Source organism: Mucilaginibacter flavidus (assembly GCF_024055575.1).
In the GTDB taxonomy this organism is placed as follows: domain Bacteria; phylum Bacteroidota; class Bacteroidia; order Sphingobacteriales; family Sphingobacteriaceae; genus Mucilaginibacter; species Mucilaginibacter flavidus.
Map to the genome: position 1 here is coordinate 321,106 of NZ_JAMXOE010000002.1, position 15,179 is coordinate 336,284.

10 protein-coding genes are annotated in these 15,179 nt (G+C 43.4%); 4 read left to right on the top strand and 6 right to left on the bottom strand.

Translation table 11 applies throughout. The features are described from left to right. Nucleotides 1-57 precede the first annotated feature (57 nt). From porW to uvrC, 3 genes are all read left to right on the top strand, one after another. Complete coding sequence (gene porW / locus NAF19_RS05790) at nucleotides 58-3,204, top strand: type IX secretion system periplasmic lipoprotein PorW/SprE (protein WP_252788870.1); 3,147 nt, start codon at nucleotides 58-60, stop codon at nucleotides 3,202-3,204. Nucleotides 3,205-3,209: 5 nt separating this feature from the next. Then, the gene (locus tag NAF19_RS05795) at nucleotides 3,210-5,450 is read left to right on the top strand and encodes a transglycosylase domain-containing protein (protein ID WP_252788871.1); all 2,241 of its coding nucleotides are present in this window, start codon (nucleotides 3,210-3,212) and stop codon (nucleotides 5,448-5,450) included. 189 nt (nucleotides 5,451-5,639) lie between these two features. Continuing rightward, the gene (uvrC, locus tag NAF19_RS05800) at nucleotides 5,640-7,454 is read left to right on the top strand and encodes an excinuclease ABC subunit UvrC (protein ID WP_252788872.1); all 1,815 of its coding nucleotides are present in this window, start codon (nucleotides 5,640-5,642) and stop codon (nucleotides 7,452-7,454) included. A gap of 252 nt (nucleotides 7,455-7,706) precedes the next feature. Here the strand turns inward: uvrC and porN are convergent, their stop codons facing one another. From porN to NAF19_RS05830, 6 genes are all read right to left on the bottom strand, one after another. After that, nucleotides 7,707-8,690, bottom strand: a complete 984-nt coding sequence (gene porN / locus NAF19_RS05805) for a type IX secretion system ring subunit PorN/GldN (RefSeq protein WP_252788873.1) — start codon at nucleotides 8,688-8,690, stop codon at nucleotides 7,707-7,709. Nucleotides 8,691-8,697: 7 nt separating this feature from the next. After that, a complete protein-coding gene (gene porM / locus NAF19_RS05810) occupies nucleotides 8,698-10,233 on the bottom strand; it encodes a type IX secretion system motor protein PorM/GldM (RefSeq protein ID WP_252788874.1) in 1,536 nt (511 codons plus the stop codon). 35 nt (nucleotides 10,234-10,268) lie between these two features. Continuing rightward, the gene (gene porL / locus NAF19_RS05815) at nucleotides 10,269-11,078 is read right to left on the bottom strand and encodes a type IX secretion system motor protein PorL/GldL (protein ID WP_252788875.1); all 810 of its coding nucleotides are present in this window, start codon (nucleotides 11,076-11,078) and stop codon (nucleotides 10,269-10,271) included. Between the two features lie 48 nt (nucleotides 11,079-11,126). Then, nucleotides 11,127-12,449 carry a T9SS ring complex lipoprotein PorK/GldK gene (gene porK, locus NAF19_RS05820; protein ID WP_252788876.1) on the bottom strand — a complete coding sequence of 441 codons (1,323 nt, stop codon included), beginning with the start codon at nucleotides 12,447-12,449 and terminating at the stop codon, nucleotides 11,127-11,129. 469 nt (nucleotides 12,450-12,918) lie between these two features. Next, nucleotides 12,919-13,677 (bottom strand): uroporphyrinogen-III synthase, encoded by a 759-nt coding sequence (locus NAF19_RS05825; protein WP_370362846.1) that lies wholly within the window; start codon nucleotides 13,675-13,677, stop codon nucleotides 12,919-12,921. Between the two features lie 23 nt (nucleotides 13,678-13,700). Then, nucleotides 13,701-14,636 (bottom strand): DUF4271 domain-containing protein, encoded by a 936-nt coding sequence (locus NAF19_RS05830; RefSeq protein ID WP_252788878.1) that lies wholly within the window; start codon nucleotides 14,634-14,636, stop codon nucleotides 13,701-13,703. Between the two features lie 149 nt (nucleotides 14,637-14,785). On the opposite strand from NAF19_RS05830, the gene NAF19_RS05835 reads away from it, so the two are divergent. Then, complete coding sequence (locus NAF19_RS05835) at nucleotides 14,786-15,175, top strand: YrdB family protein (protein ID WP_252788879.1); 390 nt, start codon at nucleotides 14,786-14,788, stop codon at nucleotides 15,173-15,175. Nucleotides 15,176-15,179 lie beyond the last annotated feature (4 nt).

Below are 15,179 nucleotides of genomic sequence, written 5' to 3' on the forward strand. Positions count from 1 at the left end.
TTAATCCCTTTGGGTTATTTTAGTAAATTAGCAAGGCTTTTATAACCACCTTATAAATTGAATACACTTTCTAAAATTCAGACAGTTAAACCATATAAATCGCTGCTTTTTGCATTGGTATTTGTTATAGCGGGGTGCTCTCTTGAAAAAAAGAGCGGCTTTAACCGTAACATGCAAAACCTTACCGCACACTACAACATATTATTTAACGCAAAAGAGATACTGCGATTAAAACAGGTAAGCTATGCTTCGGTGTTTGTAGATAATTATAACGAGCTGTTAAGCGTGTACCCCGATAGCGTTACCCAAACACAAACCCCTGATAAGGATTTAGAAGAAGCTATACTTAAAGGAAACAAGATTATCAATATAAAAGAGCAAAGCCATTATTTAGGCGATGCGTACCTTGTGTTGGGTAAGGCCAATTATTTAGAGGGTAACTATTTTAATGCAAATGAGTTTTTCAGTTATGTGACCCGCTCGTTTCCCACCCGCCTGGATTTAGTGCAGGATGCGCTTACCTGGAAGGCCCGCGCATATATGTATTTAAATGAGTTGCCACAGGCAAAGCTTACTATCGACTCTGCCATACAAAACATCGACCCTAAAAAAAACAAAGGCCTTATTGGCGATATATACGCTACCAAACTGCAGTATGATATTAATGCACAGGAATATGCCGATGCTGAAACAATGGCGAAACAGGCCATTGAGCATTGCCACAACAGCGAACAGCGCCTGCGCCTTACGTTTATTTTAGCCCAGTTGCAGGAACTTAACCAAAAGCCAGCCGAGGCGATAGTAAACTACAACAAGATTGCCAGCAGCAATGTGTCTTTCGAAATGGCCTTTAACGCCAGCCTGAACCGGATACGCATTGATGATGCCCGTAATGGCGTAAAAACCAGCCGCACCGAACGCCTGCTTGCCCTTTTAAAGGAACCTAATAACAAAGAGTTTAAAGACCAGATATACTACCAGGTGGCCGAAATGCAAATGGTTGATAAAAACGTTGACGGTGCTATAAAAAACTATAAGCTATCTGTTAGGTACAGTGTAAAAAATCAAAGCCAGAAGGGTCTTTCCTACCTGCGGCTGGCTACCATCTATTTTAAAAATAAGGCCGACTACATTACCTCCAAAAAATATTACGACAGCACCCTCACCGCCCTGCCGGTTAACTATCCTGGTTATAGCGTTATTAAAAAGACGAACGCCAACCTGCAAATACTTACCGATGCCTATCAAACCATAACCCGCGAGGATACCCTGCAGGCGCTTGCAAAAATGGATCCGAAAAAGCGCGATTCGATAATTGATAAAATGGTGAGTGATAAAACCCTGGCGCAACAGCAACAGGCTGACCAGGCCGCAGCAGCGTCGGCCAACTCAGGTTCGTTTGGTACGGATGCCAATAACGGCACCGGCACTAACGGTCCCCGCGGACGGGGGCAATTAGGCTCGCAGCAAAACTCAGGCGCTACCTTTTATTTTTATAACAGCAGCGCAGTTACCCAGGGCTATGGTGATTTTAAACGCAAATGGGGCGACCGTAAATTGGAAGACAATTGGCGGCGTGCAAGCCGCGCAAACAGCGACATAACAGCCAATACAGCAACCACCACCGCAGGCGACCCTGATGCACCTGCGGGCACACAAGCGGGCACCCGTCCCAAAAATGTCACTGCAGGGGGGTACCGAACTGAATTAACAAAAGGGCTGCCATTAACACCGGAACTACTGGCACAATCAAACCTTAAGGTTTACCATGCTTACGTGGATATAGCTAACTTTTACCGCGATATTTTGGGCGATAAACAGGAAGCCATTGCATCCTACGAAAAAATACTGAGTCGTTTCCCTAATGACCCAAATAAGGCGGCTATATATTATAATCTGTACAGGCTTTACAGTGATATTGACAAAGCAAAGGCTGATAAGTATAAAGACATCCTGCTAAAGCAATATGCCGATACACCTTTCGCCAAAATTATTGCCGATCCAGACTATGCCAAAAAACTGGAGGACGAGAACGCCGAATTTACACAGGCTTATAATAAGGTGTTTGATTTGTATGCAAACAGGAAATACAATGATGTTATTACCGGCGTACCGCAAATGCTTAAACAATACCCGGGCAACAAACTGGCACCGCAGTTATATTACTTAAAAACAATTGCGGAAGGGCACAATGAAAAAATTGGCCCATTTGCCGACAGCTTAAAACAGGTGGCCGCAAAGTACCCGGATGACAAACTGGTTACCCCGCTGGTAACACAGCAATTGGCTTATATTAATTCAAACCTTGCCGAAATGCAGGCGAGGCCTGTAGCGCTTGTCGGCGATAACCCGGAGGACATACCATTTACAATTGACCCTGCATATAAAAAAGAAACCGCTTACCGGCCCGCTGTAGATCCCCGCGCACTTTATAACCAGCAACAACAGGTGCGGATAGAAAAGCCAAAACCAAAAGAGGCAGAGAAACCCAGGGAAGCGCCAAAGGTAGTTCCTCCTGTTGCACCACCAATTAAAAAACCGGATACCGTAGCCAAACAACAGGTTAAGGTAACGCCGCCGGTAGTTAAGAAAACAGACACTGTAGCGAAACAAGCTGTGGCTATGCCAGTGGTTAAAAAAACGGACACCGTTGCAAAACAGCCTGTGGTTACGCCACCGGTTAAAAAAGCTGATACAGTTATAGCAAAGCAACCGCAGGTGATACCACCCGTAGTGCCACCAACGAAACAAGTTGATACCATCGCAAACTCAGTTCAGCAAAATGCTGTCATTACTACCGAAGCCCCATCAGAGTTAAAAAAGGTTGACCTGGTGCCTTCTATATTTAATGAAAACGACAGCACTAATTATTACGTTGCAGTAAATGTAAGCAGCGGTACAACTAATTTGGCCTCTTCGCGTTTTGGTTTTGGGCAATTTATAAGGGCTAACTATGCAGGTAAAGGTCTTAAGCACCAACTGTTGCCGGTTGGCCAGGATAACCAGGTAATATATGTGGGCCGGTTTGCATCACTTGCCGATGCCAAAAAGTACGGCCGCGAGGTTGTACCTTTGCTGCCTGATATTATGAAGGTGCCGAAGGATAAATACACCTTTTTTATTATTACGCAGCAAAATCTGAATAAATTAGCCGACGCAAAATTGATCAATAGTTACATCGACTATTACCAACGAAACTTTTAACTACCATGATTATTAAGCTCAAACCTGAGGATATACGACGTTACAATTGGTATATATGGAAAACTGTTATAGCCTTCCTGGTACTTTTTGTACTGATGCTGGTGGTAACCGACTTGGGATTATTCGGCCCGCTGCCTACGTTTAAGGCTATTGAAAACCCCAAAAGTTTCCAGGCGTCAGAAGTTTTATCAGCTGATAAAACGGTGTTGGGTACTTATTATGTTCAAAACAGGTCGAGTATAACGTACGGTCAGCTTTCTCCAAACGTTGTGAATGCACTCATAGCAACCGAAGACACCCGTTTTTATGACCATTCCGGTATTGACTTTCAGCGTTTGCCGGGCATCGTTCTTTTTACACTGATCGGCAAAAAACAAGGCGCAAGCACCATAACGCAGCAATTGGCCAAAAACTTATTTTCGGGCCCGATTGCACATAACCCATTTGTGAGGGTAACGCAAAAACTAAAAGAATGGATAACCGCTATCAGGCTCGAAAGACGTTATACCAAGCAGGAAATAATTACGATGTATTTAAATACGGTTGATTTTGGTGCCTACAATACTTTCGGCATCAAATCGGCAGCACGTACATACTTTGGCGTTACTCCCGATAAACTTACGCCCGACCAGGCCGCCCTGTTGGTAGGTATGCTTAAAGGTACCGGCGTTTATTCTCCCATCCGGCACCCCGACCGCGCGTTGGCCCGTCGCAACACCATACTGGCGCTAATGGAGAAGCAGGGATTTTTAAGCGATGGGCAATTAGCCGAGCTGAAAGCAAAGCCAATCGGCTTAAACTTTAGTCCAATTACGCATAATGACGGCCCGGCCCCTTATTTCAGGGCGGTACTGAAACAGGAGATCCAAAAGATATTTAAGGATCAGAACATCGTCCAATCCGATGGTTCTCAATATGACCTCGACCGCGACGGGTTAAAAATATACACCACCATCGACGCTACCATGCAGCAATATGCCGAGCAGGCGCAGCAGGAATATATGGGTAAATTGCAACAGCAGTTTGACGACCAATGGAAAGGCGTTAACCGCGCAAAAAGCATCAAAAACTATAAGCTAATTTTAGACCAGGGCATGTTCCGGTCCGACAGGTACAAGCAATTGCAGATAGAAGGAAAATCGGAAGATGAAATAAGGCAGAATTTTGATACGCCCGATAGCCTTGAGTTGTTTACCTGGCACGGCACTGTAGACACCCTGATGAAGCCTATCGACTCGATGGTGTTCAGTAAAATGATGTTGCGCAACTCGCTGATGAGTATGGACCCCACCACCGGCTATGTAAAAGCATGGGTAGGCGGCACCAATTTTGAACATTTTAAGTACGACCAGGTGAAACTGGGCACCAGGCAGGTTGGTTCAACCGCCAAGCCGTTCACCTACTCGGTGGCCATTGAAAACGGTTTTTCGCCTTGCCAGGAAGTAGACAATGTGCCCGTAACCATAACCGGCTATGGCGACCCATGGACACCAAAACAATCGTCTTCAGATTATTTGCAAGGAGCCATCACCCTTCGCAAAGCGTTGGGTTACTCGCAAAACTACGTAGCCGCTTATGTAATGAACGAAGTGAAACCTATCCCGGTGATGGAGCTGATTAAAAAAATGGGGATTACCAGCACTGTTCCACCATATCCTTCCATCTGCCTGGGTACCTTTAACGCCTCGGTTTTTGATATGACCGGCGCTTACTCGGTATTTGCCAACCATGGCACCTGGACTGAGCCCACTTATATATTACGCATAGAAGATAAAAACGGCAACGTTATATATACGCATACACCAAAAGTGGTACAGGCCATGGATGCGCAAACCGCATACGTAATGACTTATATGCTAAAAGGTGTGATTGAAGACGGAACAGGCTCAAGGTTGCGTGGCAGGTATGGCCTCACCAATCCAATCGGCGGCAAAACCGGTACTACACAGGAAAACTCCGATGGTTGGTTTATGGGTGTGACCCCACAACTGGTTACAGGTGTTTGGACGGGCTGCGAAGACCGCGACATACACTTCCGCTCAACTCGCTTGGGCGAAGGCGCAAACTCGGCCCTGCCGATATTTGCAGGGTTTATGAAACGTGTTTATGATAATCCGGCGCTCGGCATTAAACGAAATGTTGATTTTGATGCACCAAAAAATGGCGTAAGCATAGTGATGGACTGTAACCAGTATAAACAGCAACAGCAGGGGACCGGGGAAGTGGATAAAAAATTAGGGTTCTAAATTACCCGCTCGTCATTGCGAGGAACGAAGCAACCTCTACTAAGGACATTCGTGAACCTTGATGGTTTTGTAAACCTGTAAGCCGGCTGCATGCTCCCCATGAACATTTTGTTTCGTTGATTTGCATGTGCAAAGGTTGCTTCGTTCGCAATGACGCTTCAATACTATTAATTCGTCAGTAATGACCCTATGACTACAGTGTTCGATTATAAGTCTATATTAAAAAACATCCCCCATCGCCCCGGCATCTACCAATACTGGGACGAGGAAAAGGAACTGATATACATCGGTAAGGCGAAGGATTTGCGCAACCGGGTTAGCAGCTATTTTAATAAGGACAACCATATAAATGCCAAAACAAAGGTTTTGGTGTCAAAAATTCGCAACATAACTTTTACCATTGTTGATACCGAGGTGGATGCATGGCTGCTGGAAAACAGCCTGATTAAAAAGCATCAGCCCCGCTACAACGTAATGCTGAAGGATGATAAAACCTATCCATGGATTATCATCAAAAATGAAAATTTTCCCCGCATTTTCTGGACGCGGCGTATCGTACGCGACGGGTCGAAATATCTTGGGCCCTACGCGTCGGTAAGCATGATGCATAATATTTTAGGGCTGATAAAGGAAACCTTCCCGTTGCGTACCTGTAATTTGGCGCTAACCAGAGAGAATATAGACAAAGGCAAGTTTAAAGTTTGCCTGGAGTACCAAATAGGCAATTGCAAAGGCCCCTGTCAAAACTACCAAACCGAGAACGATTACGATCACAGCATTGAGGAAATAACCGATATATTAAACGGCAAAATTGGTGCTGTATTGCGCAATCTTAAAGCCGATATGGAAAAGGCCGTAGCCGAAATGAACTATGAGGCTGCCCACCGGCTGAAAAGGAAATTCGAGCTATTGGAGAACTACCAGAGCAAATCAACCGTTGTAAATTCATCTATTACGGATGTAGATGTCTTTAGTATTGCATCCGAGGAGAAATATGCCTTTGTAAATTATTTAAAGGTGATGAATGGCACCATTATCCAAACGCAAACCATCGAGCTAAAAAAACGTCTGGATGAAAGCGACGAGGAACTGTTAACCCTGGCCATATCAGAGTTCCGGAGCAGGTACGACAGCCACTCAAAAGAAATTATAGTACCGTTCGACATTGATCTGGATGATCCAAAGATTAAATTCACTGTACCAAAGCTTGGCGAAAAACGCAAGTTGCTCAATCTTTCGCAAAAGAATGTGCATTTCTTTAAACGGGATAAGCTGGATCAGTACGAAAAGCTGAACCCCGAGATACGTACCGAAAGGCTGCTTACTCAAATGATGAAGGATTTGCGGATGAACCAGCTGCCTCGGCACATAGAGTGTTTTGATAACTCCAATTTCCAGGGCAAATACCCGGTTTCGGCCATCGTGGTTTTTAAAGATGCAAAACCCTCCAAAAAAGATTACCGGCACTTCAATGTTAAAACCGTTGAAGGCCCCGACGACTTTGCCACCATGGAAGAAGCCGTGCACCGCCGCTACCGCCGCATGCTTGACGAGGGCACAGAGTTGCCGCAACTGATAGTAATTGATGGCGGTAAGGGACAGCTGTCATCCGCATTAAAAAGCCTTAAATTGCTGGGTATTGATAAACAGGTCACCGTTATCGGCATTGCCAAACGCCTGGAAGAGCTTTACTACCCGGGCGATCAATATCCGCTGTATCTCGACAAAAAATCGGAAACCCTAAAAGTTATCCAGCAATTACGCGACGAAGCCCACCGTTTCGGCATCACCTTCCACCGCAAAAAAAGGGATAAGGGCACCCTTGTTACCGAACTGGAACTGATAGAAGGCATTGGCAAAACCAGCGCCGAAAAATTGCTTAAATATTTTAAATCGGTAAAGAAGGTACGCGCCGCCACCGAAGTGGAATTACAAGAAGTTGTTAATTTAAAGCAGGCAAAAGCGATTGTATCTTATTTTGGTTCGGAAAAAGTAAACATATAAGACGTCATTGCTGAACGAAGCAACCTCTATTTAGGACATTCATGAACCGAAATCCCCATAGCGACCTAAATGCGGCTGATAGGTTCCCACACTTTTTTGTTTCATGATTAGCGTGTAGTCCGCCAGCTGGCGGATCGTTCCTCGCAATGACGATGTGGCTTAAACAACAAAAAAAGCCCCTGCAAAATGCAAAGGCTCTATATATCTTTCTGTCTTCCGGACTTTACTGACTTTCGGACTTTACTGACTTCATTAATACTGCCACAAATTAAGTTCCCAATCCATAAGGGTTTTCTTCATTCGTTCGGCCTCATACAAGCGGTCGATGCCGTTCATATAGTCTTTAATACGTTCGTCCTTGTCGTTCGATTGTTTTACAATGTAGCTGGTAAATATCCTTTTTACAAAGGCATCATCAAAACTCAAGCCTGTAGCATCACTGTTGCGGCTAACCACTTCTTTAGTAGCTAATACATGCCTTGCCTCTGAAAAATACACCCAAAAAGCAGGTTGATAATCTTCGTTTGTTCCTATTTTTACTTTTACAAGGGGCGCTATTCCAATAATACGTGGTTCAAATATCGAACGCTGCCTGTCAAAAATCCAGTCTTCTTTTATGCGGAACTTAACCACACTATCGGCAATAAATTCACCGGCTTGCATTTTCGAACTGGTTTTATTACCATTAGCATCAAATTTCTCAACCAGGGCACTATCGGCCATTCGGCTACGCGCTTTTCCCTGTGGCAAAGGAACTAAAAATTTGTCGCCACCCGGATCTTCATTTGAAGGTGTTGGGTCGTAAGCAGTCAATTCACCGGCATCAATAGCTGTCAACAAAACGTCAATCAAACGTTGTTTTGGCGAAGCCAGGTATTGGTTCATTTTTTCGCGAACATCAATTTCGCGCCAAACACGTTTCACAAAAGCTGCGTCCGATTCCCTTAAGTTGGGGTATGGGGTTACTTTAGCACTTAAGATATTGTTCTTTTTAAAATAGCCATCCAACGGATGCTCAAACGCTTTTGCCGGCCCTTTTTTGGTAGTATCGGTACCGCTTGGTTTGGCACTTGTTGTACTGTTAGGGTTTACACCCCCGGCAGGTTGTTGCGACTGTTGCTGCAAAGTCTGTTGTTGTGTGGCAGCAGGTTTTGTGTTATTTCTCTTTTTCTTCTTTTGTGCATACGACGATATGCAGGCTAAACAAAGTGCAACTACTAAAATCCTTGTTTTCATAATCCTTCTAATTACTAGCACCTAATACAATTGAATCGAGTCCCCGCTGCGTGCCATCGGGGCCTACAGCAATAATATCTTTAAATACAACAGTGGTACCTGGCGTTACACTGCCCATCGCAGCACGCATTTGTGCTGACAATTCGCCGCCGGCGGTTGAGTATATCACAACATCCTGGCGTGGTTTTGCAATCATCAGGGTAAACCTGGTAACGTTAAATTTCGCGTCAAAATCAAAGCCGTCAAGCACAGCAAAAAGCCTGTCCTGCGCACGTAAATTTGCAGCACTGGTTGAGCCACTGCTTTTGCCGGCAAATCGTGGTTTCGGGTCGGGTATGCGTTTTGTACGGAACAAAGATGTTCCCAAAATGGCCGTTTTACCCGGTGACAATTCTCCCGAAACGGTAATATGAGCCTCGCCAATAGAAGTAACTGTAGCCACATAATGCCCGTTTGAGCCGCTAATGCTTCCGCCTGTCATGCTCACCCTGATTTTTTCTTTTCCAATACCAGGGGCCGATACCGAAACCGGGTTGGGCACACCAATATACAAAACATTCATTTTATCAGGCGATACTACCGCCGACGGCTTTGCTACCTGGTAAGTTTGAGTGGGAAGCTGATAGGTTTTTGTTCCTTCAGGCCCTTTAACAGAAATCGAACCTGAATAAGTAAAAATGCCCTCCTGCGAAGTATTCACCGTATAGTGCCCTTTGCCATTTTGCACAGGCACACTTGAGTTGTTAATAGTAATAGTAGGGTTTGATTTAGAATCGTAAGCAGTAAGGAAAATATCGGCTGTATATGGTTGCCCGGCTAATACATAGCTGGTTGGCGCCACTGCTACACCCTGGAACTGGTCTAAAGTAACTTGCGCTACGTCAATTTCGCTCAATATCCTTTTTACAACTTCGTTTTCCGCATTTTTTGTATCTGTTTGAATTTTAGCTAAGGTGGTTAATGAAGCACCCAGTGGAATACCATCACCAAAATAAGCTTCTTCCCAGGTCTTTTGAGGGCCGGTAATTTGTTTGGGAGCGTCTGCATTTAATGAGAAGTTTATTCCCTGGCGCTCTTTATCATCTTTTAAATAGCTAAGCAACTTGGTGCGGGTCTCCTCAATATCTTGCCGCAATGCTTCGCCTTTTTTCCCGGTAACCATTACGTACGGTGATATGTCAAGGTTTTCCCTCGCATCCACGTCATTTGTCTTTTCGCTTATACCGCCGCCTGCTTTAACCAATTCGTCTCTTATATCCTGCACGTGTTGTATAAGATGCTCTGCCGTAGCACGGGCTTCCGTTGCTCTTTTGTAAATTGGTGCCGCCCGGTCGTGCTGTTCCTTTAGCTTTGTATTTTCAAAATTTGTATAAGTATCATTTAAACCCTTTGTAACATTGGTTCTTGATGCATCCAAACTATTTGTTATGTTCTTAAATGCATCGAGTAGACTATCCGGCACACTCAGGGCCACAAGGCCCAGCAGTACCAAATATAGAATACCCATCATTCGTTGTCTTGGGGTTTGTTTACCTCCAGCCATTTGCCTTAATTTTTTATTTAAATTAAATAATATCCTTAATTAACACGTGGCTGATTCATCGCTGAAAGCATATTGCCATATATAGAGTTTAATGTCGCGAGGTTTTTAGCCAATTTGTTAACCTCTTCTTTAAACTGTTTTGAATCGGCAGCCGACTCATTAAAGCTTTGGATAGTTGTTGACATTTCGCCATAAAACTTATTCATTGATTTTAAATGGTTGCTCGAATCCTGTAGCTCCAGCTCATAAACAGCATTTAACGAAGTTAAATTTTTCGCCATTTTAGTTACCTGGTCGTGGTATACTTTCGTATCTACACCTGCTCCCGCCATTTCCGTCATGTTAACGGATGCTTTTTCAACGGCCGCATTCAATGCATCGTAGCTTGCTGAAGCCTGCTTAACTTTATTAGTAAACGCAATAGTTGCATCGCCTGCATCGGTAACCCGAGATATCGAACTTACTTTATCGCCAAATGTACGCAAGCCGTTTGCAAGGCTGTTAATAAGTTCAGGGCCAATTTTTGCTTCGCTAAGCATGGCATCCAATGCAGCAGTATTTGAAAAGCTGTCTCCCTGGGGCGCAGCCTTTCGTGCTGTTGCTTTTGGCAGTTCGCCGTCATAGTTCTCATCCAATTCAGGGTACGCACGCCTCCAGTCAAGTTCCTTTTCGTCCCTTTGAAAACCAAGCAGAAAGAAGAGGATGGCTTCTGCCGACAATCCACCGGCTATAAAATATGTTGCACCCGGCAAGTGCAATATTTTAAACATCAGACCAACAATAACCACTGTTGCGCCCCATGATACGATATTATTAATTCCGTAAGGTTGTTTCTTCCCAGCCATAGTAATTTGAAAAAAGATTAAATGTTATTTTTTGTTGGTTTGTTATGTTTATCGTTTATCTCTTATGTCGCGACCAAGGTATTTAGTAACGCAACGGAAACCGATGTATGATTTTGCGGTGTCCTGGTACTCATAAGTACGTTTTGAGTTTTGAAGGAAAAAGCCGATATCTTTCCATGAACCGCCGCGTACAACTTTACGCTTCAGTACCGGGGCATCGCTGGCTTTGGCTTCGTAGTTAAACGTAGGTGCAAGGTCATGCACAAAAGTCGAGGCGGATTCATCAAATGCTGATAGGGTCCATTCGGCAACATTGCCCGCCATATTATATAAGCCGTAATCATTAGGGAAGTACGACTTCACTGCTACCGTATAAGCCCCGCCGTCGTCGGTATAATTACCGCGGCCGGGTTTAAAGTTTGCCAGTAAGCAGCCTTTAGCATTTTTTGCATAAGGGCCACCCCATGGATAATCGGTACCAATTCTACCGCCCCGGGCTGCATATTCAAATTCAGCCTCGGTTGGTAAGTTGTAGGGTGCGCGGTGCGCTAATTTTCTTGAATCTTTATACGCTTCGTTGTAGCGTGTGCGCCATACAGTAAATGCACGGGCCTGGCGCCAGGTTACACCTACCACAGGATAGTTGCGGAACGCAGGGTGAGAAAAGTAAGCTTCGGTCATCGGTTCGTTGGCGGCGTATGAGAAGTCGCTCAACCAAACCAGGGTATCCGGGTAAACCGGAACAGTATCACGGATGATGAAATCCGAACGTTTTTTAGTTTTGATGTCTTTGTAGTCGGCAGCACTTCGCAGATCCATCAAAGCATAGTTATATTTTAACAAACGTACATCCAGTTCGTCGCGGTCGAAAATCCGGTCATCGCCCTGGTAATACATACCTTGCAACTTTGCAGCATTACCAGCACTGCCCTTGGCGCCTTTTTTATTGGTTAATACAGGGTATTTTTTTACGTAGGCCCAGTTAATGTATTTTTTACCGCTTGGGTTTGGGGTTGAGTTTTTGCCTGCTTTAAGATAATACTTATCGTCGTTCAGGTAGTTGGTGATAGCTATGGAGTCGCGTACCCAATTTACAAATTGCCTGTATTGGCTATTCGAAATTTCGGTTTGGTCCATAAAAAAGGGAGGCTGTGTAACCTGTTTAGTTTGCTCAATTTGACCAAAGGTTATATCTTGGTCTGTTTGCCCCATCAGGAAGGAACCACCCGGAATATAAACCATTCCGTACGGTACTTCAGCTCTGAATGAACGCTGCGGGACCCCCGTCAGCTCGCCCCTATCTCCGCCTTTACCGCACCCGCTTAAAATTCCAACCGCCATAACGGCAAGTAAAAAGTATAGTTGTTTCATTTTAAAATCAATGTTTAGCTATATAAATATAACACAAAGTGACCCCCGAATATATTAATTTTGACGGATTAAAATGCAAAAAACATTTTTTATCAGTCAAATCTACCCCATTTATAGTTGAAACATCATAAACCTATAGCTAATAAATGCACAATTCTAATTAATCAAGTATTTACAATTATGCCATTACTTACCCACTTTTACGAAATTTACAAGCAAATGGTTGCAGTAAGGTTAAATAAATTCCACTAAGTTAACTAATTATTTTAATAAATAGGCTAAGTAATTGATTAAGTGTGTACTATGATAAAGGTGTCCGTTTAGTTAAAAATTATGTTAACCAGAACGTAAATCGCCCATACAATTTAACTACTAACTGCCTGAGTCTAAAATTATTGCGTACAATATCATCCAAAACACAAAACGCCCCGGTAAACCGGGGCGCATTTATATTATTTGTATTATGATTTTATTTATTAACCTGTTTCACATATTGTTCAATAGCCATGGTCATTGAAGGTGCAGCCGGGGTTGGCGCCGGGATATCCATTATAAGGCCTGCCTCTAAAACAGCTTTATGCGTTGTTGCGCCAAAAGCAGCTATACGTGTATTGTTTTGTTTAAAATCGGGAAAGTTTTTGTACAGCGACTGAATGCTTGACGGACTGAAGAACGCGATTATATCATAAAACACCTCGGCAAGGTCTGAAAGATCGCTGCATACGGTGCGAAAAAGTACTGCTGGCGTAAAGTTGTAACCATTCTCCAGCAAAAACTTCTGAGTTTCTTCGGCAGCCACGTCTGAGCATGGATACAGAAATTTCTCGCCTGAATGCTTTTTCAATACTTCCGCCAGGTCTGAAGCGGTTTGCTTACCGAAAAATATCTTACGCTTACGGTATTGAATGTACTTTTGAAGGTACAAAGCAATAGTTTCAGACAAGCAGAAATATTTCATTTCAACCGGAACTTCGAAGCGCATTTCTTCGCAAATCCTGAAAAAATGGTCAGCCGAGTTACGGCTGGTAAAAATCACTGCGCTAAAATCAGCCAGGTTAATCTTCTCCTTGCGGAAATCTTTCGCCGGCACGCCCTCAACATGAATAAATGATCTGAAATCAATTTTCAAATTAAGCTTTTTAGCAAGCTCCGCGTATGGATTTTTATCATTTTCAGGCTTGGGCAAAGTAACTAAAATGCTTTTTACCTTTTTCTTTCTCTCTTCCAAATTCAATGTATAACTGCCAAAAACTATGTATTAAGTGCCTTAATTAAAATTAAAATTGGGCAAATTTCGAGGGCACAAAGATAGATAAATAAATAAAATTTATGAAATCGAATGTTAGAAATGATATTTACACTATTTCGCAAATACTGCCATGCAAATATTATAACTATTACCCCCTCTGTAAAAAACAACAGGCCCTGTATGTAAATGTTTGAAATTAAGCTAAAGCACACACCTACAGCCAATAAAACAAATGCTATATTAAAATAAGTAAGGTTTAAAATGGCGATATATTCGCTAACCACTTTACTTACATCAAAAACAAAACCTATAAATTTTAACACTAAAAACTTGAGCGCAAACAACAGTGCCGTTAGCACAGATAAAAAAATGAACAACCTGAAGCCCACAAGACTATAGCTTACACCGTAAAAAACTGTTAATTGGTATAAAAAAAGGCCAAAAGTAAAGCTGAACAGCACGAACAATCCGATAAACGCCCGCGCATTTATTACGCCGCCTTCTTTGTCCATTTGCGAGGCCCCGTGTTTATTGTAAAATGACCGAAAAACCAGGTTAATATCTTTACCCAACAACAAGTTTAAAAATGCTGTGTAAATAAGCAGCCCAATTACGGTAATAATAAGCCAGGGATTGCGATAGTGGCGCACATTGCCAGTGACAAGCGTTTGCGTCGATGCTGCAGGTATATTTGAAAAGGAATTAACAATCGCAAACGGGTTGATATAAAGAATAGTCAAAAACTTATTTTCCCGCAACGAGTCGGGCTTAAATAAGACCATTCCCAACGAGTCGGCGGTGATTTGATCGCGATTTTGCCTGGCAACGACTGCAGCAACAGAATCGGCATTAACACGCGCTTGCTGCCTGCGGGCAAAAGAGCCCGTTGTATCGCGCTTAGCCGCCGAGTCCAGCTGCGCATATGCTGCAAAACACAAACAACAGGTAATAAGAAAACAGCAAATAGTTAAACGCATTATATACAACCGCAATAATGCCGCAAAATTACCTTAATAATTGGTTGTTTTGTAGTTCGATAATTAATTTTGCGTTAAATTAACCAATAGCTTTTGTTTTTAAACGATTTATGAACACCAACCCCATCAACCTCGCTGTACGGTTTTTACTGGAAATAGCGATGTTGATAACGCTGGGCTACTGGGGCTGGCACGTTAACACTGGTTGGCTTCAATACACCGCTGCCGCAGGTTTGCCTATTATTGCCGCAACACTTTGGGGCGTTTTCCGCATACCAAACGACCCCAAGCCGGCGCATGTTGCCGTACCCGGGATAGTAAGGTTATTGCTGGAATGGATGTTATTTGGCGTTGCTGTGCTGGCTTTGTTTGCTATGGGCTATTTTGCATTAAGCCTGATAATGGGCATAACATTAAAACTACATTACATCGTATCGTACGATCGAACATGGGCAATGCTGCAAAACAAGCCATACAACGGGTTTAAAACAAACTCGTAAAGCG

Excerpts from the sequence above, each read along its gene's own strand:
- NAF19_RS05795 (WP_252788871.1), top strand. The coding sequence starts at position 3,210 with ATGATTATTAAGCTCAAACCTGAGGATATACGACGTTACAATTGGTAT.
- uvrC (WP_252788872.1), top strand. The coding sequence starts at position 5,640 with ATGACTACAGTGTTCGATTATAAGTCTATATTAAAAAACATCCCCCAT.
- porN (WP_252788873.1), bottom strand. The coding sequence starts at position 8,690 with ATGAAAACAAGGATTTTAGTAGTTGCACTTTGTTTAGCCTGCATATCG.
- porM (WP_252788874.1), bottom strand. The coding sequence starts at position 10,233 with ATGGCTGGAGGTAAACAAACCCCAAGACAACGAATGATGGGTATTCTA.
- porL (WP_252788875.1), bottom strand. The coding sequence starts at position 11,078 with ATGGCTGGGAAGAAACAACCTTACGGAATTAATAATATCGTATCATGG.
- porK (WP_252788876.1), bottom strand. The coding sequence starts at position 12,449 with ATGAAACAACTATACTTTTTACTTGCCGTTATGGCGGTTGGAATTTTA.
- NAF19_RS05835 (WP_252788879.1), top strand. The coding sequence starts at position 14,786 with ATGAACACCAACCCCATCAACCTCGCTGTACGGTTTTTACTGGAAATA.